Annotated in this window: 21 protein-coding genes and 1 pseudogene; 13 read left to right on the top strand and 9 right to left on the bottom strand. The window is 70.4% G+C overall.

The annotated features are described in order from the left end of the window. Positions 1-177: 177 nt before the first annotated feature. Entirely contained in the window at positions 178-1,353 is a 1,176-nt protein-coding gene (gene tuf / locus JCM7685_RS02940) for an elongation factor Tu (protein ID WP_074966919.1), read from the bottom strand. A 220-nt stretch (positions 1,354-1,573) separates the two neighbouring features. On the opposite strand from tuf, the gene JCM7685_RS02935 reads away from it, so the two are divergent. Beyond that, a complete protein-coding gene (locus tag JCM7685_RS02935) occupies positions 1,574-2,488 on the top strand; it encodes a DUF533 domain-containing protein (protein WP_074966823.1) in 915 nt (304 codons plus the stop codon). Here JCM7685_RS02935 and dinB read toward each other — a convergent pair. The 3 genes from dinB to JCM7685_RS02920 are packed head-to-tail and all read right to left on the bottom strand — an operon-like array spanning position 2,479 to position 6,022. Further along, the gene (dinB, locus tag JCM7685_RS02930) at positions 2,479-3,570 is read right to left on the bottom strand and encodes a DNA polymerase IV (protein WP_074966824.1); all 1,092 of its coding nucleotides are present in this window, start codon (positions 3,568-3,570) and stop codon (positions 2,479-2,481) included. The genes JCM7685_RS02935 and dinB overlap by 10 nt on opposite strands. After that, positions 3,567-4,283 carry a CAF17-like 4Fe-4S cluster assembly/insertion protein YgfZ gene (gene ygfZ, locus JCM7685_RS02925; protein ID WP_074966825.1) on the bottom strand — a complete coding sequence of 239 codons (717 nt, stop codon included), beginning with the start codon at positions 4,281-4,283 and terminating at the stop codon, positions 3,567-3,569. The genes dinB and ygfZ overlap by 4 nt, the downstream gene beginning before the upstream one ends. Continuing rightward, the gene (locus tag JCM7685_RS02920) at positions 4,283-6,022 is read right to left on the bottom strand and encodes an ABC transporter ATP-binding protein (RefSeq protein ID WP_074966826.1); all 1,740 of its coding nucleotides are present in this window, start codon (positions 6,020-6,022) and stop codon (positions 4,283-4,285) included. Before JCM7685_RS02920 ends, ygfZ begins: the two co-directional genes overlap by 1 nt. Positions 6,023-6,213: 191 nt before the next feature. On the opposite strand from JCM7685_RS02920, the pseudogene JCM7685_RS02915 reads away from it, so the two are divergent. From JCM7685_RS02915 to JCM7685_RS02895, 5 genes and pseudogenes are all read left to right on the top strand, one after another. Beyond that, a pseudogene (locus JCM7685_RS02915) lies at positions 6,214-7,386 on the top strand (pyridoxal-phosphate-dependent aminotransferase family protein). 66 nt (positions 7,387-7,452) lie between these two features. Further along, positions 7,453-8,496 (top strand): siderophore-interacting protein, encoded by a 1,044-nt coding sequence (locus tag JCM7685_RS02910; RefSeq protein ID WP_074966920.1) that lies wholly within the window; start codon positions 7,453-7,455, stop codon positions 8,494-8,496. 151 nt (positions 8,497-8,647) lie between these two features. Then, positions 8,648-9,835, top strand: a complete 1,188-nt coding sequence (gene exbB, locus JCM7685_RS20515; RefSeq protein ID WP_074966827.1) for a tonB-system energizer ExbB — start codon at positions 8,648-8,650, stop codon at positions 9,833-9,835. Positions 9,836-9,838: 3 nt separating this feature from the next. Further along, entirely contained in the window at positions 9,839-10,327 is a 489-nt protein-coding gene (gene exbD / locus JCM7685_RS02900) for a TonB system transport protein ExbD (RefSeq protein ID WP_074966828.1), read from the top strand. Next, positions 10,324-11,127, top strand: coding sequence for an energy transducer TonB family protein (locus JCM7685_RS02895; RefSeq protein WP_074966829.1), 804 nt, complete (start codon positions 10,324-10,326; stop codon positions 11,125-11,127). Before exbD ends, JCM7685_RS02895 begins: the two co-directional genes overlap by 4 nt. A gap of 63 nt (positions 11,128-11,190) precedes the next feature. Here the strand turns inward: JCM7685_RS02895 and JCM7685_RS02890 are convergent, their stop codons facing one another. Further along, positions 11,191-12,126: a hydrogen peroxide-inducible genes activator gene (locus JCM7685_RS02890; RefSeq protein WP_074966830.1), complete on the bottom strand. Its 936-nt coding sequence runs from the start codon at positions 12,124-12,126 to the stop codon at positions 11,191-11,193. A 471-nt stretch (positions 12,127-12,597) separates the two neighbouring features. On the opposite strand from JCM7685_RS02890, the gene JCM7685_RS20670 reads away from it, so the two are divergent. Next, positions 12,598-13,164 carry a transposase gene (locus tag JCM7685_RS20670; RefSeq protein ID WP_074966831.1) on the top strand — a complete coding sequence of 189 codons (567 nt, stop codon included), beginning with the start codon at positions 12,598-12,600 and terminating at the stop codon, positions 13,162-13,164. Positions 13,165-13,315: 151 nt separating this feature from the next. Here JCM7685_RS20670 and JCM7685_RS02880 read toward each other — a convergent pair whose 3' ends face one another. Further along, a complete protein-coding gene (locus JCM7685_RS02880) occupies positions 13,316-14,593 on the bottom strand; it encodes a hemolysin family protein (protein WP_074966832.1) in 1,278 nt (425 codons plus the stop codon). A gap of 310 nt (positions 14,594-14,903) precedes the next feature. Here JCM7685_RS02880 and JCM7685_RS02875 point away from each other — a divergent pair, with 310 nt between their 5' ends. The 5 genes from JCM7685_RS02875 to JCM7685_RS02855 all read left to right on the top strand — a co-directional run bounded on the left by JCM7685_RS02875 (position 14,904) and on the right by JCM7685_RS02855 (position 20,571). Next, on the top strand, positions 14,904-16,058 hold the full coding sequence (locus JCM7685_RS02875) for a DUF3734 domain-containing protein (RefSeq protein WP_074966833.1): 1,155 nt from the start codon (positions 14,904-14,906) through the stop codon (positions 16,056-16,058). A 127-nt stretch (positions 16,059-16,185) separates the two neighbouring features. Further along, a complete protein-coding gene (locus tag JCM7685_RS02870; protein WP_074966834.1) occupies positions 16,186-17,178 on the top strand; it encodes an HlyD family secretion protein in 993 nt (330 codons plus the stop codon). Further along, on the top strand, positions 17,175-18,689 hold the full coding sequence (locus tag JCM7685_RS02865) for a DHA2 family efflux MFS transporter permease subunit (RefSeq protein WP_074966835.1): 1,515 nt from the start codon (positions 17,175-17,177) through the stop codon (positions 18,687-18,689). The genes JCM7685_RS02870 and JCM7685_RS02865 overlap by 4 nt, the downstream gene beginning before the upstream one ends. A 71-nt stretch (positions 18,690-18,760) precedes the next feature. Beyond that, entirely contained in the window at positions 18,761-19,549 is a 789-nt protein-coding gene (locus JCM7685_RS02860; protein WP_074966836.1) for an inositol monophosphatase family protein, read from the top strand. Positions 19,550-19,611: 62 nt separating this feature from the next. Next, positions 19,612-20,571 carry a DMT family transporter gene (locus JCM7685_RS02855; protein ID WP_083412631.1) on the top strand — a complete coding sequence of 320 codons (960 nt, stop codon included), beginning with the start codon at positions 19,612-19,614 and terminating at the stop codon, positions 20,569-20,571. Here JCM7685_RS02855 and JCM7685_RS02850 read toward each other — a convergent pair. Beyond that, on the bottom strand, positions 20,525-22,678 hold the full coding sequence (locus JCM7685_RS02850) for a lytic transglycosylase domain-containing protein (protein ID WP_231964679.1): 2,154 nt from the start codon (positions 22,676-22,678) through the stop codon (positions 20,525-20,527). The two genes, JCM7685_RS02855 and JCM7685_RS02850, sit on opposite strands and share 47 nt — an antisense overlap. Positions 22,679-22,779: 101 nt before the next feature. On the opposite strand from JCM7685_RS02850, the gene dapA reads away from it, so the two are divergent. After that, a complete protein-coding gene (dapA, locus tag JCM7685_RS02845) occupies positions 22,780-23,655 on the top strand; it encodes a 4-hydroxy-tetrahydrodipicolinate synthase (protein WP_074966838.1) in 876 nt (291 codons plus the stop codon). A gap of 50 nt (positions 23,656-23,705) precedes the next feature. Here dapA and JCM7685_RS02840 read toward each other — a convergent pair whose 3' ends face one another. Next, positions 23,706-23,978: a hypothetical protein gene (locus tag JCM7685_RS02840; RefSeq protein ID WP_074966839.1), complete on the bottom strand. Its 273-nt coding sequence runs from the start codon at positions 23,976-23,978 to the stop codon at positions 23,706-23,708. Positions 23,979-23,981: 3 nt separating this feature from the next. Further along, entirely contained in the window at positions 23,982-24,359 is a 378-nt protein-coding gene (locus tag JCM7685_RS02835; protein ID WP_074966840.1) for a Na+/H+ antiporter subunit G, read from the bottom strand. Positions 24,360-24,367: the final 8 nt, after the last annotated feature.

Below are 24,367 nucleotides of genomic sequence, written 5' to 3'. Positions count from 1 at the left end.
CCGCAGCGGTGCCACCACCGCCCAGCGCCGCCGCGACCAAGCCCCCGCCCGCCCACATCAAAAAGCCCGCCCCTTTTCCGGAGCGGGCCTGTCCGCCGCGATATCCCGCCGATCTCTCGGACCGGGATCACCCGGCGCTGTCTCGACCGGGCGGGACCACAGCCCCGCCCCGCATCGTCACTTGATGATCTTCGACACCACGCCGGCGCCGACCGTGCGGCCGCCTTCGCGGATCGCGAAGCGCAGCTTCTCTTCCATCGCGATCGGCGCGATCAGCTCGACCTCGAACTTCAGGTTGTCGCCCGGCATCACCATCTCGGTGCCTTCCGGAAGCTTCACCGTCCCGGTCACGTCCGTCGTGCGGAAGTAGAACTGCGGCCGGTAGTTCGCGAAGAACGGCGTGTGGCGGCCGCCCTCTTCCTTGGTCAGGATATAGGCCTCGGCCTCGAACTGCGTGTGCGGCTTCACCGAACCCGGCTTGCACAGCACCTGGCCGCGCTCGACGCCGTCGCGGTCGATGCCGCGCAGCAGCGCGCCGATGTTGTCGCCGGCTTCCCCGCGGTCCAGGAGCTTGCGGAACATCTCGACGCCGGTGCAGGTGGTCTTGCGGGTGTCGCGGATGCCCACGATCTCAAGCTCGTCGCCCACGTTCACCGCACCGCGCTCGACGCGGCCGGTCACCACGGTGCCGCGGCCCGAGATCGAGAACACGTCCTCGATCGGCATCAGGAACGGCTGGTCCACGGCGCGCTCGGGCGTCGGGATGTATTCGTCCACGGCGGCGATCAGCGCGCGGATCGAATCCTCGCCGATCTCCTTGTCGCGGCCTTCCAGCGCGGCCAGGGCCGAGCCCTTGATGATCGGAATGTCGTCGCCGGGGTAGTCGTAGGACGACAGCAGCTCGCGCACTTCCATCTCGACCAGTTCCAGCAGTTCCGGATCGTCCACCTGGTCGACCTTGTTCAGGTAGACGACCATGTAGGGGATGCCGACCTGGCGGCCCAGCAGGATGTGCTCGCGCGTCTGCGGCATCGGGCCGTCGGCGGCGTTCACCACCAGGATGGCGCCGTCCATCTGCGCCGCGCCGGTGATCATGTTCTTCACGTAGTCGGCGTGGCCGGGGCAGTCGACGTGCGCGTAGTGCCGGTTCTCCGATTCGTATTCCACATGCGCGGTCGAGATCGTGATCCCGCGGGCACGTTCTTCGGGCGCGCCGTCGATCTGGTCGTAGGCCTTGAATTCCCCGAAGTATTTCGTGATCGCAGCCGTCAGCGTCGTCTTGCCGTGGTCAACGTGCCCGATCGTCCCGATGTTGACGTGCGGTTTCGTCCGTTCAAACTTTGCCTTTGCCATCATGGCCTCCTATCGGGGGGCCACCCGCGCGACAGCCCCGTCGTGAAACATCCGCCGCGACTTATAATCGTGCCGGGGAAAAATCAAGGGCAGCCAGGCCTTCCGGGGCGCCCATCTTGCCGCCGTAGCCTGGCGGAACCGAAACCGGGCGGCCGCGTTGCAGTTTCGGACAAGAGGGTGCCCGGTGATGGGGCTCCCGCCACGCTTCCGGAGGATCACGATGAGCCTGATGAAATCCCTCGCCCGCGTCGCGGCCGGCGTCATGCTGGCCAAGGGCATCGGCACCATGATGAAGAACGCCCAGAGCCGGTCGCAGCAAAGCGGCAGGCCAAGCTCGGGCGGGCTGCTCGACGACCTGCTGGGCAGCAATACCGGACAGGGCGGCAGCCGCTCGTCTGGCTCGGGGGGCCTGGGAGACATGCTGGGGCAGGTGCTGGGCGGGCGCGGCGGCGCCGGCTCGGGCAGCGCCTATGGCGGGCCGAATTCGCCGCGGCAGGCCGGCACCTCGGGCGGCCTCGGCGGCATCCTCGACCAGCTGACCGGCGGGCGCGGCAGTTCGGGCAGCAGTTCGGGCGGCGTGCTGGGCGGCGCGGCGGCCGGGGGGCTGGGCGGCGTCCTGGGCGATCTGCTGGGCCAGCGCGGGGCGGCGCAGGCGGGCGCTCCGGCCGGCGGCGGGCTGGCGCACAAGGATGCCCAGGCGCAGAACGATTCCAGCTTCGGCGATCTTTTCAACGAGGCGCTGACCACCGGGGACGAGCCTCAGACCGCGCCCACGCCCGAACAGAACGCCCTGGCCGGGCTGATGCTGAAGGCGATGATCCAGGCGGCGAAATCCGACGGCCAGATCGACGAGGCCGAGAAGGCCAAGCTGATGGACCAGTTCGGCGAGCTGGACGACGACGAGCGCGCCTTCATCCGCGAACAGATGGCGGCCCCCGTCGATGCCGCCGCCCTTGCCGCCGAGGTTCCCGAGGGCGCCGGCCCGCAGGTCTATCTGATGTCGCTGATGGCGATCGAGTTCGACAACCGCAAAGAGGCCGAATACCTGCACGCGCTGGCGCAGGGCCTGGGCCTCGACAAGCAGACCGTGAACGGCATCCATGAAAAGGTCGGCGTCATCAACCTCTACGCCTGATCGAACAGGCCCAGCTGGCGCGGGGCGTCCTCCGCCCCGCCCTCTTCCAGCCCCGACAGCGTGATGCCCAGCAGCCGCACCCCATGCGGATCGGCAAAGACCGGGGCCAGCAGGTCGCAGGCGATGCCCAGCATCTCGTCCCGGCTTTCCACCGGCCGCGGCAAGGACCGCGCTCGAGTGATCTGGCGGAAATCGCCGTATTTCACCTTCAGCGTCACCGTCCGCCCGGCGCGGCCCGCGCCCGAGGCATGGCGCCAGACCTTGCCGGCCAGCTCCTCCAGCGCCGCATGGGCGTCGGGCAGGTCGCGCAGGTCGTGGAAATAGGTGTTTTCCGCGCCGATGCTCTTGCGGATGCGATCAGGCCTGACCTCGCGATGGTCGATGCCGCGCGCGATGTTCCAGTAATAGCTCCCGGACTTGCCGAAGCGCGCGGTCAAGAATTCCAGGCTCTGCCGGGCCAGGTCGGCGCCGGTGGCGATGCCATGGGACTGCATCCGCGCCGCCGTGGCCGGGCCGATGCCGTGGAAGCGGCCGATGGGCAGGCTCTGCACGAAGCCCGCACCCGCCTCGGGCGGGATCACGAACAGCCCGTCGGGCTTGCGCTGGTCCGAAGCCAGCTTGGCCAGGAACTTGTTGTAGCTGACCCCGGCCGAGGCGGTCAGCCCGGTCGCCGCCCTGATCCGCGCCCGGATCTCTTGCGCGATGCGGGTGGCGGTGCGGCCGCCCAGGTGGTCGGTCAGGTCCAGATAGGCCTCGTCCAGCGACAGCGGCTCGACCAGCGGGGTGTATTCGGCAAAGATCGCGCGCACCTGCTGGCTGACGACGCGATAGACGTCGAACCGCGGCTTCACGAAGATCAGGTCCGGGCAAAGCCGCATCGCCCGCATCGAGGGCATGGCCGAGCGCACGCCAAAGCGCCGCGACTCATAGCTGGCCGCCGCCACCACGCCGCGCTGGATGCCGCCCACGGCGACCGGGCGCCCGCGCAGGTCCGGGTTGTCGCGCTGCTCGACCGAGGCATAGAAGGCGTCCATGTCCACATGCACGATGCGGCGGACGCGCTCCCCGGCCGGGGCGGTCACGGGATGATGCGGGCATCCCCCGCCGTCAGCCCGTCTCCCATGCGGTCGAAGCGCATATGGGCGATGGCCCGCCCGCCGGACTGGGTGCAAAGCACCCCGGCTTCGCGCCCGTCCGGCATCAGGATCGGCGTGCCGACCGGCGCCGAGCCCTCTATGCCGACCGTCACCAGGCCCTTGCGCAATTCGGTCTTGTGCTTCATCCGCGCGGTGACCTCTTGCCCGACATAGCAGCCCTTGCGGAAATCGACGCCGTGCAGGCGCTCGAAGCCGGCTTCCAGGATGAAGGTCTCGTTCGGGATCAGCTCGACCAGCGTTTCCGGAATGCAATGCGCGACCCGGATCGCGTCCCAGTCGCTGCCGTCGTCGCCCTCGGCCCCGTAAAGCCGCCAGCCCAGCGCCTCGTGGCGCGGGTCGGCGATCGCGCCCTCGGGCATGGGCGAGGTGCCGCGCGCCACGGCCAGTTCGGTCGGCTCGACCGCCACCTTCGAGCGCAATTTATACATCGACAGCCGCCGCGCCAAGTCGTCCGCCAGCCGCGCGTCCACGTCGAGCAGCAGCCGCTCGGCCTCGGGCACGACCAGGAAATCGGCCAGATACTTGCCCTGCGGCGTCAGCAGCGCCGCCCAGGCCGGGGCCGCACCGACCCTGTTCGTCACCAGCCCCTGCAGGAACTCGACCCGATCCGGTCCCGAGACCGCCAGAATCCGCCGCATCACGTCTCTCCGAATTGCAGCCTGACCAGGGCGGCATAGGCGCCGCCCCGGGCCATAAGCTGGTCATGGTCGCCCTCTTCGACAACCCGGCCGTGGTCCATCACCACGATCTTGTCGGCCTGGCGCACGGTGGACAGCCGATGCGCGATGACCAGCGTGGTGCGGCCGACCGAAAGCTCGTCCAGCGCCTGCTGCACCAGCCGCTCGCTTTGCGCGTCCAAGGCGCTGGTCGCCTCGTCCAGAAGCAGGATCGGCGCATCGCGCAGGATCGCGCGGGCGATGGCCACGCGCTGGCGCTGCCCCCCGGACAGGGCCGAGCCGCGCGGCCCGGCCGGCGTGTCCAGCCCCAGGGGCAGCGCATCGGTGAAATCGGCGACATGGGCGGCGACGATGGCGCGGCGCAGCGCCTCGTCGTCCTGGTCGCGGCCCAGCAGGATGTTCTCGCGCAGGGTCTCGTCGAACAGCGCCGCCTCCTGGCTGACGGTGGAAAACTGGTCGCGCAGCACGTCCAGGTCGAAGTCGCGCAGCGGCACGCCGCCCAGCGTGATCACCCCCGAGGCCGGGTCGACCATCCGCGTCAGCAGGTTGAAGACCGTGGACTTGCCGGCGCCCGAGGCTCCGACCAGCGCCGTGGTCCGGCCGGCCTCGGCGGTGAAGCTCAGCCCCCTCAGCACCGGATGGCCGTCATAGGCCATCTGCACGTCCTCCAGCCGGATGGTGGTGTCCGGCGGCGGCTCGTGGCGCGGTCCCGACACGATCGAGGGCCGCAGGTCCATCACCTCGTAGATCCGCTCCAGCGAGGCCGCGGCCGCCTGCCAGGTTCCGGTCAGCCCGCTCAGCCGGCGCAGCGGCTGAAAGGCCAGCGCCAGCGCGGTGAAGAAGGACATGAAGTCGCCGACCGTGCGCTCGCCGCGGGTGACCTCGGCCCCGCCCAGCGCCAGCACGCCGACGAAGCCGATGCCGGTGACGACATCCACCAGCGCCGGCACGGTGGCGCCGATGCCCGACATCTTGATCTCGGCCCGGCGGATGCGGTTCACGATCTGGTCGAATCGGCCGGCCTGATAGGCCTCCATCCGGTTCAGCTTGACGGCGTTGATGCCGTGCAGCACCTCGTCCAGCCGGGTGGCGCGCTGGCTGGCATTGACGCGGTTCTGCCGCACCTTGCGGCGGATATAGCGCTGGACCAGAACCGTCGGCACGATCAGGATCGGCGCCCCCACCAGCGCGGTCAGCGTCCACCACGGGTCCACCGCCACCGCGACGCCGAACAGCGACACCAGCGACACCATGTCCCGCCCGGCACCCGAGATGAAGGTGGTCCAGACGCCCTGCACCGCCTGCGTGTCGCCCTGCACCCGCTCGATCACCGCACCGGGCGGGTTCTTCTGGAAGAAGCCGCCGTCCAGCGTCATGATATGCGACAGCAGGTCCGTCTGCATCCGGGTCGAGACCGACAGCGACACCGAGGTCATCAGACTGCGGTTGATGACGAAGGTCGCTGCCCGGACCAGGAACAGCGCGAAGATCGAACCGCCGACCCACCAGATCGCCCCGGTGTCGCCGCCGACGAATACGCGGTCGAACAGCGGCTTCAGCATCCAGCTGAGCAGGCCCAGGGTCGAGCCTTCGAGGATCAGGAAGAACAGCGCCAGCAGGATGCGCGCCCAATAGCGGTGCAGATAGTCGCGCCACATCCGGGCGAACAGATGGGCCGTCTTGTGAAGTCTGTCCGCCATCGCGTCCCCGGGTCCTCGGTCAGCGCCAAGGGATAAGGCCCAAGGCGCGCCGGGGCAAGCCGCCGCCTCCCAGCACGGGCGCCAGCGTCTTTCCGTTTTTCAAATACCCCGGCCCACATCGCCACCTGCGCTCCCGTTGACCTTGTCCCGGGGCCGTCCTACCGATGGCGCGTCAGCAGAAAGGCTTCCCCATGAGCTTTGCCCCGGGCCGCGCCGTTCTTGCCATTCCCGGACCCTCGCCGGTGCCGGACCGGGTGCTGCGGGCCATGCATCGCCCGTCGCCCGACATCTACGGCGAAGAGCTTGCGGCCGAGAATCGCGCCATGATCGCGGCGCTGAAGCGGCTGGCGGGAACGTCGGGCCAGATCGCGCCCTATATCGGCAACGGCCATGCCGGATGGGAGGCCGCGACCGCCAACCTGTTCCACCGCGGCGACCGGGCGCTGGTGCTGGTCTCGGGCCATTTCGGCCAGGCCTGGGCCGAGAACGCCCGCGCGGTCGGAGTCGCGGTCGAGACGCTGGACTTCGGCCTGGCGCCGCCCGATCCGCAGCGCCTGGCCGACCGGCTGGCCCTGGACCGCAACGGCGCGATCAGGGCGGTGCTGGTCTGCCAGGTCGATGCCGCCAGTTCCGCCCGCGCCGACATCCCCGCGCTCCGCGCCGCAATGGGTGGGCACCCGGCCTTCCTGGCCGTCGACGCCATCGCCTCGCTGGGCTGCGAGCCGATGCGGATGGACGAATGGGGCGTCGACCTGCTGGTCTCGGCCAGCCAGAAGGGGCTGATGGTGCCGCCGGGACTGGCCTTCCTGTGGTTCTCCAAGCGGCTGGCCACGCGGCAACGCACCGACCTGGCGACGCCCTACTGGGACTGGACCCCACGCGCCCGGGCCGAACAACTGTGGCAGTTCTGGGGCGGCACGCCGCCGGTGCAGCACATCTTCGGCATGAACGAGGCCCTGCGGATGCTCCTGGACGAGGAAACCCTGCCCGCCGCCTGGGCCCGGCACGAGGGGCTGGCGCGGGCCACCTGGGCGGCGCTGGACCGCTGGGGCGCGGGCGGCCACAACATCGGCCCACTGGTCGCCGAACGGGCGGGACGCGCCCGCTCGGTGACCGCGGCGATGCTGCCGCGCGCGGCGGAGTTGCGGGCCTAGACCGCCGCCAAGGCCGGGGTGACGCTGGGCATCGGCCTGGGCGCGCCCGATCCGGAAAGCGCGCTGCGCATCGCCCATATGGGCCACGCCAATGCCCACCAGCTTCTGGGCGTGCTGGCGATGATCGAGGCCGGCCTAACCGCCCTCGCCATCCCGCACGGCACCGGCGCCCTTGATGCCGCAGCTACGGAACTCGCCCGGCTGGCCTGAGTTCGCGGCTTGCGCTACCGCCGCGCCGGCCCGACCCTGCCGCCGAAACCGCGAACGGACATCGCCATGCGCATCACCCCCCTGCCCGAGTTCCAATCCGAGGCGCTGCTGCCCGGCCAGGATTTCGCCGCCGTCGAGCGGCTGATCCGCGCCGAGGCCGCGGAACACGGGCTGGACCTGCACAGCGGCCACGGCCGCTCGATCTGGTGCGCGGTCGAGCAGGGCGAATTCGGCGCCAGGAAGCGCGGCGACGGCGTGCTGGTCTTTGCCCGCGCCCATCGCATCGAGGCGCTGGCGGCGATGCAGCAGGCGATCGCCGAACCCCTGGCGCGCCACCTGCCCTCGGCCGCCGCCGCGCTGCGCTGGCCCGGAGCCGCCGAGGCCGGCCGCCCGCCGGCGAATTTCAGCTTCGCCGAGGTGGTCTCGGCCCATCGGCTCTGCGCGGATTTCCTGCGCCTGCGGCTGGCGGCGCCGGACCTGCATCGCCTGTCCGGCAGCGATTCGATCCATTTCCGGCTGGTGCTGCCCGCGCCGGACGATCCGGCGCCGGAATGGCCGCGAACCGGCGCGAACGGCCAGATCCTCTGGCCTCGGGGCGACAAGGCCCTGCACCGCCCGGTCTATACCGTGCGCGCCATCGATGCCGGCCGGGGCTGGCTCGACCTCGACATCTTCGACCACCCGGGCGGGCGCGCCGTCGGCTGGGCGCGCAGGGCCGTGCCCGGGACGCGGCTCGGCCTGCTCGGCCCCGGCGGCGGCGGCATCCCGGCACCTGGGCATCTGGTGCTGGCGGGCGACGAGACCGCCTATCCCGCCTTGGCCCGCATCCTGGAATCGCGTGCCGGCCAGGCCGGAGGCGAGGTCTTCCTGCTGGGCGACCACGCCGATTATCCGCTGCCCCGCCCCCCGGGATTTGCGCTGCACCACCTGCCGCAAGGCGCGCCGGCGCTGTGCGACCGGCTGGCAAAAGCGCCTCCGGCCGCGGACAGCCAGCTGTGGATGGCCTGCGCCCGGTCGGGAATCGAGGCGCTGCGGGCGCTGCTTTTCGGGCGATTCGGCCACGACCGCGGCCGGGCCCATCTTGCAGCCTACTGGAACGACAAAGATTAACGCTTTGCTCCGGCTAATAGTTGACAATTTTACCTTGCTGTTCGATACGAACCCCAAGTCGCGGCCACGGGCGTCAAGGCGGCACGTCCTCGCATGTGCCCGGCCCAAGCAAGAAGCGCACGATCGAATGCCGGAAAGACCAAGGATCGCCATGACCAACCTGACGCTGCCGCGCCCCCGCGCGGGGACCGCTCTCGCGCTCGCCTGCCTGATGCTGGCCACGCCGATTTCCGCCCAGGACAATGCCGCGGGCACCCAGCCCGTCCCGGCCGCGCCCGAGGCGCAGACCGCCCAGCCGCAACCGGCGCCCGAAGCCGCGCCACAGCAGGCCGCGCCCGCCCCGGTCACGACCCCCGCCCCGGTCGGGACCCCCGCGCCGACGGAAACCGCACCGGCCGCATCCGCACCGACACCCGCTGCGACGCCGGACACAGTGCCGGCGCCGGCCCCCGAAACCGCCACGGGCGACGCGGCCCCTGCCGCCGCCCAGTCCCCGGCCGCCGCCGACACCGCCGCGCCTGAGGGCACGCCGGCACCGGCCGCCGCGGCCGAAGTCCCTGCGCCGGAAAGCAACAGCATCCTGCCGCAGGCGTTGCAGGACGCGCTGGATCCGGTGCTGAATCCGTCGCCGCGCGATCCCAGCCTGCCGCACGACCTGTCGCCCTGGGGCATGTTCCTGGCCGCCGACTGGGTGGTGAAAGGGGTGATGATCGGCCTGGCCTTCGCCTCGATCATCACCTGGACCGTGCTGGTCGCCAAGATGCTGGAACTGGCGGGTGCCATGAAGCGCGCGCAATCCGGCATCCGCCGGATCGAGGGCGCGCGCGGCCTGCCCTCGGCGCTGGACGCCGCCGGCAACCGCCGCGACCCGGTCTCGCGCATGATCCGCGCCGCCGCCAGCGAATACGACCGCTCGGCGCCGGCGCTGGACCAGGCGGGCGACACCGGCGTCAAGGAGCGCGTCGATTCGCACCTGGACCGCATCGAGGCCGTCGCCGGCCGCCGCATGAGCCGGGGCACCGGCGTGCTGGCCACCATCGGCTCGACCGCGCCCTTCGTCGGGCTGTTCGGCACCGTCTGGGGCATCATGAACAGCTTCATCGGCATTTCGCAGGCGCAGACCACCAACCTCGCCGTGGTGGCCCCGGGCATCGCCGAGGCGCTGCTGGCCACCGCCCTGGGCCTGGTGGCCGCGATTCCGGCGGTGGTGATCTACAACGTCTTCGCCCGCGCCATCACCGGCTATCGCCTGCGGCTCGCCAATGCCGCCGCCGGGATCAAGCGCCTGGTCAGCCGCGACCTCGACTTCCGCGGCGCGACGCCCCGCGCGGAGGTCTGAGCCATGGCCGGCGGCATCCGCGAGACCCAAGGCGACGATCTGGTCGAAAGCCACGAGATCAACGTCACCCCCTTCATCGACGTGATGCTGGTGCTGCTGATCATCTTCATGGTCGCGGCGCCGCTGGCCACGGTCGATGTCAACGTCGACCTGCCGGTGTCGAACGCGACCCCGGCCCAGCGCCCCGACCAGCCGGTCTATATCACCGTCAAGCCCGACCTGACGCTGGCCATCGGCAATGAGGACGTGCCGGCCGGCGGGCTGGCCGCGGCACTGTCCCAGGCCACCGAGAACAACCGCGAGCAGCGCATCTTCCTGCGCGCCGACCGCGAGGTCTCCTACGGCGACCTGATGGGGGTAATGAACACGCTGCGCGAGACCGGATACCTCAAGATCGCGCTGGTCGGGCTCGAAGCCGCGCCGGCGGCCGCAGAGCCCGCCTCCGCCGGCGCGTCCGTCGCGGCCCCGGCGCAAGGAGCGGCGCAGCCATGAGCGGAAGATCGTCCTCGGCGCTGCGGGATGTCGCGCTTTGGGGCGGGGCGGCCGCCGTGGTGCTGATCGCGCATCTGGGCGGGGCGCTGTGGGTGCTGCACACCGCCAAGGCCGCGACGCCCCCCGGCTTGCCCGACCCGGTCTTCGTCGACCTTGCCCCGATCCCCGAGGCCGCGACCCCGCCGGAAGAGGAAGAGACCCCGGAAATGGCCGAGGCCGAGCCGGAGCCCGAGCCCGAGGTCGCCCTGCCCGAGCCCCTGCCCGAGCTGGAGCCGGTTCCCGACATGAACTCGCTGTTCGAGCCGCCGCCCGACGCGGTGGTGCTGCAGAAATCCGAGCGTCCGAAAGAGCGCCCCGAGCCGGAGCCCGAGCCGAAGAAGATCGTCGAGAAGCAGCCCGAGCCGAAGAAGAAAGAGAAGAAGGAGCGGGCGCCCGAGGAACAGCCGGCGCGCAAGGCCACCACCCAGGTCCGCGCGCAGAGGTCCGACCGCACCGCCGCGCCGACCGCCGATGCCGGCGTCGCCAGCCCGCGCCAGGTCGCCAGCTGGCAGTCCAAGGTGAACGCGGCCGTGGCGCGGCACATGAAGCGCACCCGGATCAAGGGGCAAGGCGCGATCGTGGTGAACCTGAACTTCACCGTGGATCCCGGCGGCCGGGTGGCGGGCGCCAGGCTCGCCAGTTCGACCGGCAATGCGGCAAACGACGCGGCGCTGAACCGCCAGGTCGCGCGGATGCCGCGCCTGCCCGCGCATCCCTCGGGCAAGAGCATCACCCTGACCCTGCCGGTCAGGATCGACTAGACCGCGAACCGCCGGCCGCCCTGGCCGGCGTTTTCCATTGCAGCCGGTGCGACCCGCCGCCGGTCAAGCCGCGCCCGCCGCCGGGATCGCCGTCACGCCCAGCACCGGCGCAAGGCCGCGCACCACCTCGGCCAGGGCGCGGGCGTCGGCCCCGGCCTCGGCATTGCGGCGCCAGACCACCGCCAGATCGCGCGAGGGCGCCGGATCGGCAAAGGGCACGATCCGCAGCCGCCCGTCGCGGTTCTCATCCGCCAGCGCCAGTTGCGGAATCAGCGTCATGCCCATGCCGCTGGCCACCATCCGCATCAGCGTCGCCATCGAGGCCGCCTCGAGGTTCAGCTTGCGGCGCGGGTTGCGCAGCCCGCAGACCTCCAGCGCCTGGTCGCGCAGGCAATGCCCGTCGGCCAGCAGCAGCAACCGCTCGGCCTGGATGCTTTCGGGCCGCGCCGGGCCGGACAGATAGGTGGTATCGTCCTCGGACAGGGCGATCAGGAAGCCGTCGCGCAGCACCGGCACGGCCTCGATCCCGGGCTCGCCCACCGGCAGCGCCATGATGCCGGCGTCGAAGCGGTGGCTGGCGACGCCGGCGGTCAGCGCGTCGGTGACGACCTCGTGCAGCTCCAGTTCCAGCGCCGGATGCGCGGCACGCAGCGCCGGCACCAGATGCGGGATCAGATAGGGCGCGACGGTCGGGATGATCGCCAGCCGCAGCCGCCCCGACAGCACCTCGCGCCCGGCCCGTGCCAGCGCGTCCAGCCGCTTGGCGGTGTCGATCAGCTCCTGCGCCACCGGCAGCAGCCGCTCGCCCAGGGCGGTCAGGCGCACCGGTCCCGCCCCCGCCCCGCGCTCGAACAGCGCGCCGCCCAGCCGGTCCTCGAGCTGGGCGATCTGGCTGGACAGGCCGGGCTGCGAGACATGCACCGTCTCGGCCGCGCGGCCAAAGTTGCCCATCCGGGCGACGGCAAGGAAATAGGTCATCTGGCGCAGGGTGAAATTCATAAGCGCAGGCTATCAATTTTTGCTGTCACCACAATCCCCGCTTAAAGCATTTCGGCGCCCTGAAGCGCTTGGGGTTAACTTGTGGTGCTGATCGTGATTCCCTTCTTTGTGGACGGATGAGTCAAATCAGCACCATTGCCATCGGCACTTCGGGTTCGGTTTCGGCGATACATCAAGAAGGGACCGAGCGGCGGCGCCACGCCTGACGTTCGCGCCAGCGACAGGAGTACGTCAGGCCCAGGCGATCAGGACGAGGGGCACGCCGAACCGTTGCCCCAGGACCGTCCCAAGGGGCATGGCAAACCTGCCCCGCACCGGGCCTTCTTCGAGGAACTGCTCGCACAGGATCCCCGATGGCGCGCTGTCTGAACTCAGCAAAGCGCTGGCCGCGGCGGAAGGTGTTCTTGTCCGTCACTCGTTCCTTGCCGGCCTGCTGTCACGTCTTGGATTCACCTATGAGAAAAATCTCAGGTGGCCGGCCTAGCGCCGCGGTGCGAGGGTAAGACAGCGGCGGATCGATTGGTTCGCGCATCGCCGGACCGCCATCGCGGAACGGCCGGACCGTGTGGTTTTGTAGACGAAACCGGTCAAGATCACCCGCCTGCGAGGCCGGTCCCTGCGCGGGACACGCCTGGTCATGGATGCGTCTTTCGACGGCTGGGGAGGCAGCCTCCGATCGCCGGCCTCAATCCCGACGCGCTGATTGTTCCCGTGGCACCCAAACAGAGCGATGGACGAGCCCGCCTTCGCTATACGCGCGAGGTCCTGATCCCAGAGATCGCGCCGGGAACCGTGGTGATCCTCGACAACCTAGCCATCCACAGCAACAAGCGGGCTGCCCAGGCTCTGCGTGCCCATCGCTGCCGGTTCTATCTGCCGCCATATTCGCCAGATCCGAACCCGATCGAGATGGCGGCCGCCAAGCTCAACGTCCTCCTGCGCAGGATCGGCGCAGGATCCTTAACCGATAGCCATCGGCCAAGTCTGCGATATCTTCGATCCCAACGAGTGCTGGAACCACTTCAAGCCGCGGCCTAGAGTAAAACAGAAGCACCTGGAGAATTGCCGAAAATCGCGTCGGGAGGCACGAGTCCCGCATTCTTCCCACATCGCCCGAAAAGCCGCTGCTGCGAGGATTCGCCGAACCGCAGTGCGATCCGGCGAATCCGGCGGTGCCATCGCCAGCCGGTCAGACTGGCATCCGGTCCACCAGCAGCTTGTCGATGCGACGGCCGTCCAGATCCACGACCTCGATGCGCCAGCCCTGCCAGTCCACGCGGTCCCCGGCCTGCGGCAGCTGCCCGGCCAGTTCCAGCACCAGCCCGGCGGCGGTGGAATAGTCGTGGTCCTCGGGCAGGGGCACGCCCAGGCGGTCGGCGAATTCGTCCACCGGCATCCAGCCGGCGACCAGCAAGCTGCCGTCCTCGCGCTCGACCAGCTTCGGCTCGTCGTCGTCGAAGCCGGCATATTCGCCGGTGATGGCTTCCAGCACGTCCATCGGCGTCACCACGCCCTCGAAATGGCCGTATTCGTCATAGACCAGCAGCATCTGGCCGGGCGCGGCGCGCAGCCGGGCGATGACTTCGGGCGCGTCCATGGTCTCGGGGATGATCGGGGCCGGATGCATGACCTCGCGCAGGTCGATGGCCTGGGCGCGGCTTTGCGACATCAGGTCCAGGCTGGCGACAACGCCGATCAGGTTGTTCGGGTCGCCGTCGCTGACCGGCAGCCGGGTGCGGCGGCTGTCGTGGAACTTGCGCGCCATCTCTTGCCAGCTGTCGGCGACATCGACCACCGGGATGTCGCGGCGCGGCGTCATCAGTCCGCGGGCCGAGCGGTCGGCGATGCGCATCACGCCGGCGATCATCTCGGTCTCGGCGCGGTGGATGACGCCCGCCGTCTCGGCCTCGGAAATCATCAGCCGGATCTCTTCGTCGCTGATGCCCTGGCGGTCGCCGCCCGACTGGCCCAGCGCGGCCAGCACCAGCTTGCCCGAGCGGTCCAAGAGCCAGACCAGCGGCGCCGCCACCTTGGAAATGGCGCGCATCAGCGGCGCGACGCGGGCCGCCATCTGTTCGGGCGCGCGCAGGGCGATCTGCTTGGGCACCAGTTCGCCCAGGATCAGCGACAGATAGGTGATCGCCACCACCACGCCGCCCATGCCCAGGGGCTGCGCGACCGAGGCCGGCACCCCCCAGCCCGGCAGCGCCGCCGCCAGGCGCGCGCCCAGCGTGGCGCCGGAAAAGGCGCCCGACAGCACGCCGACCAGGGTGATGCCGATCTGGACCGAGGACAGGAAGCGTCCCGGGTCCTCGGCCAGCGCCAGCGCCGTCGCGGCACCGCGGTCGCCGCGCTCGGCCATCACCTTCAGCCGTGCCGGACGGGCCGAAACGATGGCCAGCTCGGACATGGCCAGCAGGCCATTGAGCAGCGTCAGCACGAGAACAATCGCAATCTCAATCCACATGAGAGGAGCTCGAAAACTTTCTGGGATATGCCGGGTCGAGAGCGCGGCAGGCTGCCGCCCGTCTCTCGTGAGGATCGTCGATCATGCGCGTATCGGCGTCTGGCTCCGGCTGTGTCATGGCTCAATATAAAACCCGCGCGCCGCAGGGCAACGCCTGATCGCGTTTTCGGCGGAAATGCCGCGCCCGGCGTGGCATTGTCGCAAGTTGACGTAACGGAAGAATTTTGCGCCCGATTGCGGGGGCTTATGGCAATCCGCCGGCGACGGTCCTAGCCTGGGCCATGCAACAGGGGCGGAAAACGGGGGAATCATGGTCCAGACCGAGGGGAAAAATCCTGAAAAGATCGTCCTGGTGCTTCAGGGCGGCGGTGCGCTGGGCGCCTATCAGGCCGGCGCCTACGAGGCGCTGTGCAAGGCCGAGCAGGAACCGGAATGGCTGGCGGGCATCTCGATCGGCTCGATCAACGCGGCGCTGATCGCCGGCAACCCGCCCGGCGCCCGGCTGGAGGCGCTGCGCCGCTTCTGGGAAGGCGTCACCGGCGCCCCCTGGCTGATGGGAACGCCGCTTGAGGGCGGGCTGCTGCCCGACCAGATCCGCTCGTTCTGCAACGAGGGCCGGGCGGCGATGACCACCTTCCTGGGCGCGCCCGGCTTCTTTCGCCCGCGCCTGCCGGACATGTTCTCGTTCCTGCCGGGGGTGATGCGGCAGACCAGCTGGTACGACACCGCCCCCCTGCGCGATACGCTGCACGAACTGGTGGATTTCGACTATCTGAACGACCACGGCCCGCGCGTGACCGTCTGCGCCGTCGATATCGAGACCGGCAATTTCACCTGTTTCGACAGCCGCAAGACCCGGATCACCGCCGATCACATCATGGCCTCGGGCGCGCTGCCGCCGGGCTTTCCGGCGGTCGAGATCGACGGCCGGCACTATTGGGACGGCGGGCTGGTGTCGAATTCGCCCCTGCAGGTGGTGCTGGAAAAGCCCTGCCAGCGGCCGCTCTGCGTCTATCAGGTGGATCTGTATCCCTCGCGCGACGGGCTGCCGCACACCATGGCCCGGGTCGAGCAGCGCGAGCGCGAGATCCGCTTTTCCAGCCGCACCCGGTTCAACACCGACGAGTTCCGCACCCGCCATGCACTGTCGCGCGCCGCCCGCCGGCTGCGCGCCCGCCTGCCCGAGACGCTGCGCGACGACCCCGACCTGAAGTTGCTGATCGAGGCCGGCCCCTCGCAGCCGGTCAGCCTGATGCACCTGATCTATCGCCATGCGGATTACGAAAGCGGCTCCAAGGATTACGAATTCTCGCGCCTGTCGATGCTGGACCATTGGCGCGACGGGCTGCACGACGCCGAAAGCTCGCTGGGCCATCCGGAATGGGTGAACCGGCGCGTGCCCGAGGACGGGCTGATGGTCTTCGACATGTGCGACCCGCATCGCGCGGGCGACGGCACGGCCTGACGCCGATGGCTTGCCAAGGCCCGCCGCCTCGGCGACACAGCGAAGTGAGAACCGGGCCGGGAACGGCGCGGCGCGGCGAGGGGTTCGTCCGCGCGGCCCCTTGCGCCCCAGGCAGTCAGGACAGGACATGAACCGGAAACTGGTCGTCATTGGGGCGCTGGCCATCGCGGCGGGCGCGGGCATGTGGTTCTGGTGGCAGCATTCGGCGCGCTACCCCTCGACCGACGACGCCTATCTGACGGCGAATATCGTGACTGTGGCGCCGCAGGTCGGCGGGCGCGTGGTGCAGGTGGACGTGGCCGAGAACCAGCATGTCGCGGCAGGCGCGGCGCTGTTCACCATCGACGACACCGAGCTTCGCGCCCAGGTCGCCGCCGCGCAGGCCCAGCTCGACATCGCCATGCAGGGCTCGGGCGCCAGCCATGCCGGCGTGGCCCAGGCCGAGGCGCAGCTGGCCAGCGCCCGCGCCTCGCGGTCGAACGCCCAGCTCAGCTACGACCGGCAGGCAGCGCTTTTCGCCAAGGGCGACGTGGCCAAGGCCGCCCGCGACCAGGCGCAGACGGCGCTGGACCAGGCCGTCGCCGGAGTCGCGGCGGCCGAGGCGGCGCTGAAGGCCGCGCAGGACCAGTTCGGCCAGGGCGGCAGCGATAACGCCTCGGTCCGGGCGGCGCAGGCGGCGCTGGACCAGGCCAAGCTGGCGCTGGGTTACAGCCGCGTGGCCGCCCCGGCCACGGGCTGGGTCAGCAATATCTCGCTGCGGCCCGGGCAGGTGGTCTCGGCCGGGCAGGCGCTGTTCTCGCTGGTCGAGGACCAGGGTTGGTGGGTGCAGGCGAATTTCAAGGAAACCGACCTGGACCGCATCCGCCCGGGCCAGCCCGCCACCATCCGCATCGACATGTATCCCGGCGTGAAGCTCAAGGGCCATGTGCAGTCCATCGGCGCCGGGTCGGGGGCCAGCTTCTCGCTGCTGCCGCCCGAGAACGCCTCGGGCAACTGGGTCAAGGTCACCCAGCGCTTCCCGGTGCGCGTGGTGCTGGACGAACGGCCCGCCGACCCCGCCTTCCAGCTGCGCACCGGCGCCTCGACCACGGTCACCGTGGACACCGTGGGCGGGCCATGACCGCCGAGAAGGTCCGCTGGAGCGTCGTCGTCGCGGTGGTGATGACCGCGATCCTCGAGGTCCTGGACAGCACCATCGTCAACGTGGCGCTGCCGCATATGAAGGCCAGCTTCGGCATCACCTCGGACCAGACGGTCTGGATCCTGACCAGCTACATCGTCTCGGCGGTGGCGGCGATGCCGCTGACCGGGCTCTTGGCGAGGCGCTATGGCCGGCGGCGGCTGATCATGACCGCGATCATCGGCTTCGCCGCCTTCTCGGCGCTCTGCGGCGCCTCGATCAGCATCGGCATGATGGTGGTCTGCCGGGTGATGCAGGGCCTGTTCGGCGCCTTCCTGATCCCGCTGTCGCAGTCGATCCTGTTCGACAGCTTCCCCGGCGAAAAGCGCGGCCAGGCCATGGCCCTGTTCGGGCTGGGCGTGGTGGTGGCGCCGGTCCTGGGCCCCACCATCGGCGCACTGCTGACCGAGCATTTCAGCTGGCGCGCGGTGTTTTATGTCAACCTGCCGGTGGCGGCGCTGGCCCTGTCGCTGATGGCCGGCGGCCTGCCGAAAGAGGACGTGAAGCCCGCGCCCATCGACTGGACCGGCCTGGTGCTGATGATCCTGGCGGTCGGCGGCTTGCAGATGACGCTGGACCTGGGCGAAAGCCGGGACTGGTTCGCCTCGCGGCTGATCCAGGTCTGTTTCGCGCTGTTCCTGTTTGCCGGGGCCGCTTTCCTCGCGCGCGGCATCGGCAATCCCAGGAACGTCATCGACCTGAGGCTGTTTCGCGACCGCAGCTTCGCGGCGGCGAATATCGCCATGACCGGTTTCGGCCTGGCCATGTTCGGCACGCTGGCGATCCTGCCCTTGTTCGTGCAGGGGCTTTTGGGCTTCGACGTGCTGACGGCGGGCTATCTGTTCATGCCGCGCGGGCTGGCGGCCGGCATCACCATGGTGCTGACCGGCGCGGTGCTGCTGCGCAAGTTCGACCCGCGGCTGCTGGTCGCCATCGGCCTGCTGATGACCGGCGTCGGCAACCTGCAGCTGGCGCATCTGAACCTGAACGCCGGCTTCTGGGACCTGGCCTGGCCCGGGGTCGTGTCGGGCATCGGCATGGGGCTGTTCTTCGTGCCCATGTCCACCGTCGCCTTCCAGCACATCGCCCGCGAGCATCAGGACGAGGCGTCCGGGCTTTACGGCGTGGTGCGCCAGATCGGCAGCTCGGTCGGCATCGCCATCGTCGGCTGGCAGGTGGCGCAGCGCACGCAGATCCACTGGCACACGCTGGCCGGCCATATCTCGGCCACCGACCCGCAGGCGCAGCACTGGGCGCAGGTCATGGGCCTGCCGCTGGCCTCGCCCGAGGCGGCGGCGCAACTGACGCAGATGATCGCCCAGCAGGCGCAGATGCTGGCCTTTCGCGACGCCTTCATCCTGACCGGCTGGGGCGCCTTCGTCATGCTGCCGGTGGTCCTGCTGATGAGCCGCCCGCGCCCCGGCGCCGGCGCCCCAGCCGCCGCGCATTAGCCCGGCGGGCCGACCTTCACTTTCGCCCGGCCTTGCCCTATGAGGGCGGCAATCCCGAAAAAGGAATCCCCATGGCCAGCGCCAATCTCAACATCATGATCAAGGCCGCGCGCAAGGCGGGCCGCAGCCTCGTCAAGGACTTCCGCGAGGTCGAGAACCTTCAGGTCTCGGTCAAGGGCGCCGGCGATTTCGTCAGCCGCGCCGACCGCGAGGCCGAACGCATCATCAAGGAAGAGCTGCGCACCGCCCGCCCGAACTATGGCTGGCTGGGCGAAGAGACTGGCGAAGAGGCGGGCGAGGACCCGACCCGCCGCTGGATCGTCGATCCGCTGGACGGCACCACCAACTTCCTGCACGGCCTGCCGCATTGGGCGGTCAGCATCGCGCTGGAACACAAGGGCGAGATCGTCGCCGCCGTGGTCTTCGACGCCGCCAAGGACGAACTGTTCACCGCCGAGCGCGGCGACGGCGCCTTCCTGAACGACCGCCGCATCCGCGTCTCCGGCCGCCGGCAGATGATCGAGTCGATCTTTGCCACCGGCGTGCCCTTCGCCGGCCGCCCGACCCTGCCCGCGACGCTGCGCGACCTGGGCCGGCTGATGCCGCTGACCTCGGGCGTGCGGCGCTGGGGCGCGGCGGCGCTGGACCTGGCCTATGTCGCCGCCGGCCGCTTCGACGGCTATTGGGAACGCGGCATCCAGCCCTGGGACCTGGCCGCCGGCATCCTGCTGGTGAAAGAGGCCGGCGGCCGCGTCGAATCGATCCGCGGCGAGGAAGGCCCGGTCGCGACCGGCTCGGCCCTGGCCGCGAACCCGCAGCTTTTCGGCGAATTCGCCGAGATCATCCGCCGCCCGGACTAAGCCCCGGATTGACCTTTCCCCCGCCGCGGCGCATGGCGGGGGTCCAGCCTTGGAATCGCGCCATGCCAGACGACAGCCCGACGGGACCGCTGATGTCCCCCACCGCCCAGCCGCCGGCGGTGCCTCCGCCCATGGCGCAGCCCCGCCGCGACCGACAGGGCACCGCCATCCTGCTGATGTGCGTCACCGCCCTGATGTTCGCGGGCCAGGACGGCATTTCGCGGCACCTGGGCTCGACCTATTCGCCGGTCTTCATCACCATGCTGCGCTATTGGTTCTTCACCGTCTTCGCGGTGGCGCTGTGCCTGCGCGCGCCCGGCGGGCTGCGCGCGGCGATGCGCAGCAAGCGGCCAGTGGTGCAGTTCTTTCGCGGCATGCTGCTGGCGCTGGAAATCGTCGTCACCATCGAATGCTTCGTGCGGCTGGGGCTGATCAACACCCATGCCATCTTTGCCTGCTACCCGCTGATCATCTCGGTCCTGTCCGGGCCGGTGCTGGGCGAAAAGGTCGGCTGGCGGCGCTGGCTGGCGGTGGCCGTCGGCTTCTGCGGCATCCTGGTGGTGCTGCAACCCGGCCGCGACGTCTTCACGCCCGAGGCGGCGCTGCCCTTCCTGGCCGCGGCGATGTTCGCGGCCTACGGCCTGCTCACCCGGCTGGCGGGGCGCGAAGACAGCGCCATGACCAGCTTCTTCTGGACCGCGGTCTGGGGCGCGGTCTGCATGACCGTGCTGGGCCTGCGCACATGGGAACCGATCGCGCCGCAGGACATTCCCTGGCTGCTGATCCTCTGCGTCTGCGCCGGCTGCGCGCATTTCATGCTCATCAAGGCCTATGAGCTGGCCGAGGCCTCGGCCCTGCAGCCGTTTTCCTATACGCAGCTGGTGTGGATCAGCATCTTCGGCGTGGTGATCTTCGGCGAGACGCTGGCGCCGCATGTCGCCATCGGCGGCGCCATCGTCGTCGGCGCCGGCATGTTCACCTGGTGGCGTTCGCGGGTCCGCGAGCGGGCCGCGCGGCGCTGAGGGGCGCCGCGGCGGCCTCGACCACCGGCGGCGGACCCAGCACCTCGGCCAGCACCCCGCCCGAGCCATAGCCCCGTAGCGTCCGCGCCGGCATCAGCGGCCGGGCCGAGCCCGCCAGCCGGATCGGCGGCGGCGGCGGCGCCGGCTTCATGCCACCTCCGGTCAGGTCCCAGCTCGGCACCAGCGGCACCGGCGCCCCCTTGATGCGGGCGCGATAGACCGGCAGCGCCTCGGCCACGCGCATGACATAGTTGCGGGTCTCGTCGAAGGGGATCATCTCGACCCAATCCACCGGATCGACCTCGCCGCGCAGGTCGCCGAAATCCTGCAGCCAACGGGCCGAGCGCCCCGGCCCGGCGTTATAGCCCGCCGCCACCAGCGCCACCGAAGGGCCGAAACGCTGGCGCAGCCCGTCCAGATAGGCCGCGCCCAGCCGGGCGTTGTAGGCGGCGTCGCGCGTCAACCGCGCCTGATCGAAGGGCTCGCCCAGCTTGCGGGCCATGGCGCGCGCGGTGTCGGGCATGACCTGCATCAGCCCCAGCGCCCCGGCGTGCGAGGATACGGTATGGTTGAACTCGCTTTCGCGCCGGGCGATGGCCATGACCAGTTCGGGCGGCAGACCCAGGTCGTCGCCTTCCAGCCCGGTCAGCGGGAAATAGGCGGCGGGATAGACCGCGCCCTTGGCGGCCGCGGCCTTGGCCAGCCGCAGCGCGTGCCAGGGCAGCCGCATTTCCAGCATCATCCTGGCCATGCGGCCGATGTCCTCGGCCGGGGCGGTCTCGGCCAGGTGCAGCAGGAAGCGCGCGCCCTGGTCGGGCTCGCCCGCCGCCAGCAGCCAGGTGCCCGCCTGCCAGACCCGGTTGCCGCGCAGGGCGGCGCCGCGCCAGTCGGGCAGCGTGGCCTCGGACCGGCCGGCGACGGCCAGCGCCGGCTGCATCGGCTGGCCCAGCCGTTCCGCGGCCAGCTGGCCGTACCAAGCGGATTGATAGGCGGCGGCACGGCCGAAGGCCGCATCGGCACCGGCGGCATCGCTCGCGGCCGCCAGCGCCCGGCCCTGCCAGTAATGCGCCCGCGACAGCGAGATCGGGCTGGCGACCGCCCGCTCCAATTCGTGGAAATGCCGCAGCGCCCGGTCGGGCGCCCCGCTCCGCAGCGCGGCATAGCCGGCAAGCCACTCCAGGTCGGAAAAGGCGTCGCTGCCCGGCGGCAGGAAATGCCCGGCGGCCAGCCGCTCGGCCAGGGTCCAGTCGCCCTGCCGCAACGCCAGCCGCGCGTAATCGGCGCGCTTGGGCGCCCAGGCGACGGGGTCGCGCAGCGCCTCGGCGCCGGTCGAGCGCTCCAGCATCAGGTCGCGCGCCAGCTCGGGCATCTTGGCCCAGACCCGCCAGCGGAAGCGGTCCAGCGCCAGCCCGGCGTCGTTGCGCTGCACGTCGGGCAGCGCCAGGATCAGCGCGTCCACCCCGGGCTGCGCCGATTGCAGCGCCAGCCGCGCCTTGCCCAGCGCCTGCGCCGGCCCCGAGGCCAGCGGCAGCGTCACCTGCGCCGCCTGCCATTCGCCCAGGTCCAGAAGCCGCATCAGCCGCGCGTCGTGCAGCCCGGCCAAATCGGCGCCATATGCGGCCAGAAAGATGTCCGCCTCGGCCTTGTTCAGCGCCACCTCGGTCCAGAAGCGGGCGATCTCGGTTTTCGCGGCGGCCGGATCGGTCGCCTGCAGGGCCGCGATCAGCGCCATGGCGCCGTTCAGCGTGTCGGGCCGGCGGGTGGCGAACCAGGCGACGACCTCGGCCGGCGGCAGGCCGGCGCGCAGCACCGCGTCGCCGCGCTTGTAGAGCAGCGCCATGCCCGGCCAGTCACCGTTGCGGGCGGCGAAGTCGCGGTATTCCGGCCAGCTGCCCTGCCCGGCGCGCAGCCGCTGCCAGGCGATCAGGTCGCCGGCGATGGGCCCCGAGGCCCGCGCCTCGGCGGCGGCACCGGCCCAGTCGCGCATCCCGGCGGCGGCCAGGGCCCGCGACAGATGGGCGGCGTCCTCGGCCTGGGCCGGCGCGGCAAGGCCCAGGCCGAGGGCCAGCAGAGGTCCCAGAATCCTGTCGCGGAAAGGATACATCATGGCGCCATTTCTGCGGGACTTGCCGGGGCCGCGCAACTCACAACCTTGGCAAGCGCCGTTCCCGGTTGTAAGGCCGCATAAACCAAACTCAGGATCTTCCCATGTTCAAAGGCTCGATGCCCGCGCTGGTCACGCCATTCACTCCCGAGGGAGAGCTGGATCTTCCCACGCTGGAAAAGCTCGTCGAATGGCATATCGCGCAGGGGACCCATGGGCTGGTGCCGGTCGGAACCACCGGCGAAAGCCCGACGCTCAGCCACGAGGAACATCGCAAGGTCATCGAGGAAGTGGTCCGCATGACCGCCGGCCGGGTACCGGTCATCGCCGGCGCCGGGTCGAACTCGACGCGCGAGGGCATCGGTCTGGTGCAGCACGCCCAGGCCGCCGGCGCCGATGCGGCCCTGGTGGTGACGCCCTATTACAACAAGCCGACCCAGGCCGGGCTGATCGCGCATTACACCGCGCTGCACGACGCCAGCGACTTGCCGATCATCATCTACAACATCCCCGGCCGCTCGGTCATCGACATGACGCCCGAGACCATGGGCCAGCTTGCGAAACTGCCGCGCATCGTCGGCGTCAAGGATGCGACCGGCAAGCTGGAGCGGGTCAGCCAGCAGCGCGCCGCCTGCGGCAAGGATTTCGTGCAGCTGTCGGGCGAGGATGCCACCGCGCTGGGCTTCAACGCCCATGGCGGCGTCGGCTGCATCTCGGTCACCGCGAACGTGGCGCCGAAGCTTTGCGCCGAATTCCAGGAGGCGACGCTGGCCGGCGACTATGCCAAGGCGCTGGACTATCAGGACCGGCTGATGCCGCTGCACGAGGCGATCTTCATCGAGCCGGGCGTCGCCGGGGCGAAATACGCCATGTCGCGGCTGGGGCTTTGCAGCGACGCGGTGCGGCTGCCGCTGGTCGGGCTGACCGAGGCCACCAAGGCCCGCATCGACGCCGCCATGGCCCATGCCGGACTGATCTGAACCGAAGCCGACCGGAAGCGACGGGGCGGGTTTTCCCGCCCCTTTTCCTGTCAGGGCCCGGCCGGCAGCCGCGCGGCGACGGTCCAGCCGTCCTTGCCCTGCCGGAGGCGCCAGCTTTTCCGCTCGATCCGGGTGCCGCGTGCGGTGCGATAGGCGGCCACGGTCAGCACCGGGGCCTCGCCCGCAACCGCCTCGATCCGGCCCGGCGCCTCGATACCGTCGGAAAAGCCGACCAGCACGTCCCGGTCGCTTGCGGGCAGCCCCTCGGGCAGCTCGACCCCGCACCCGGGATAGGCGTGGGTATCCTTCAACAGCACCCACATGTCCTAGCCCTCGTTCTCGGCGGCGCCGTCCTGGTCCGGGTCGGCGAAGGTCGCCCAGTCCCGGCCCGGCGCCGGGCGCGGGATCGCGTCGCGGTGCCAGCCCAGGTGCATATGCGCCTTGGCGATGAAATAGCCGGTGACCGGCGCGGTCAGCAGCAGGAACAGGGTGATCAGCAGTTCGTGCCAGGTGAACCGGCCGGTCTGCGCCGGGAACCAGACCATCGAGGCGACCAGCACCGCCCCCACCCCCAGCGTCGCCGATTTCGTCGGCGCATGCAGCCGGGTCATCGGGTCCGGCAGCCGCACCAGCCCCCAGGAGCCGACCAGCCCGAAGAACCCGCCCGCCACCAGCAGCGCCGAGACGACGATATCCGCGACCATGGCGCCCT

This window comes from Paracoccus aminovorans (genome assembly GCF_900005615.1).
Lineage (GTDB): Bacteria > Pseudomonadota > Alphaproteobacteria > Rhodobacterales > Rhodobacteraceae > Paracoccus > Paracoccus aminovorans.
Note: the sequence above shows the minus strand (reverse complement) of the source record. Positions and strands in the feature narration are given on the sequence as shown.

Coding starts and splice junctions, on each gene's coding strand:
- tuf (WP_074966919.1), bottom strand. CDS start 1,353: ATGGCAAAGGCAAAGTTTGAACGGACGAAACCGCACGTCAACATCGGG.
- JCM7685_RS02935 (WP_074966823.1), top strand. CDS start 1,574: ATGAGCCTGATGAAATCCCTCGCCCGCGTCGCGGCCGGCGTCATGCTG.
- ygfZ (WP_074966825.1), bottom strand. CDS start 4,283: ATGCGGCGGATTCTGGCGGTCTCGGGACCGGATCGGGTCGAGTTCCTG.
- JCM7685_RS02920 (WP_074966826.1), bottom strand. CDS start 6,022: ATGGCGGACAGACTTCACAAGACGGCCCATCTGTTCGCCCGGATGTGG.
- JCM7685_RS02910 (WP_074966920.1), top strand. CDS start 7,453: ATGCGCATCACCCCCCTGCCCGAGTTCCAATCCGAGGCGCTGCTGCCC.
- exbB (WP_074966827.1), top strand. CDS start 8,648: ATGACCAACCTGACGCTGCCGCGCCCCCGCGCGGGGACCGCTCTCGCG.
- exbD (WP_074966828.1), top strand. CDS start 9,839: ATGGCCGGCGGCATCCGCGAGACCCAAGGCGACGATCTGGTCGAAAGC.
- JCM7685_RS02895 (WP_074966829.1), top strand. CDS start 10,324: ATGAGCGGAAGATCGTCCTCGGCGCTGCGGGATGTCGCGCTTTGGGGC.
- JCM7685_RS02890 (WP_074966830.1), bottom strand. CDS start 12,126: ATGAATTTCACCCTGCGCCAGATGACCTATTTCCTTGCCGTCGCCCGG.
- JCM7685_RS02880 (WP_074966832.1), bottom strand. CDS start 14,593: ATGTGGATTGAGATTGCGATTGTTCTCGTGCTGACGCTGCTCAATGGC.
- JCM7685_RS02875 (WP_074966833.1), top strand. CDS start 14,904: ATGGTCCAGACCGAGGGGAAAAATCCTGAAAAGATCGTCCTGGTGCTT.
- JCM7685_RS02870 (WP_074966834.1), top strand. CDS start 16,186: ATGAACCGGAAACTGGTCGTCATTGGGGCGCTGGCCATCGCGGCGGGC.
- JCM7685_RS02865 (WP_074966835.1), top strand. CDS start 17,175: ATGACCGCCGAGAAGGTCCGCTGGAGCGTCGTCGTCGCGGTGGTGATG.
- JCM7685_RS02860 (WP_074966836.1), top strand. CDS start 18,761: ATGGCCAGCGCCAATCTCAACATCATGATCAAGGCCGCGCGCAAGGCG.
- JCM7685_RS02855 (WP_083412631.1), top strand. CDS start 19,612: ATGCCAGACGACAGCCCGACGGGACCGCTGATGTCCCCCACCGCCCAG.
- JCM7685_RS02850 (WP_231964679.1), bottom strand. CDS start 22,678: ATGATGTATCCTTTCCGCGACAGGATTCTGGGACCTCTGCTGGCCCTC.
- dapA (WP_074966838.1), top strand. CDS start 22,780: ATGTTCAAAGGCTCGATGCCCGCGCTGGTCACGCCATTCACTCCCGAG.
- JCM7685_RS02840 (WP_074966839.1), bottom strand. CDS start 23,978: ATGTGGGTGCTGTTGAAGGATACCCACGCCTATCCCGGGTGCGGGGTC.
- JCM7685_RS02835 (WP_074966840.1), bottom strand. CDS start 24,359: ATGGTCGCGGATATCGTCGTCTCGGCGCTGCTGGTGGCGGGCGGGTTC.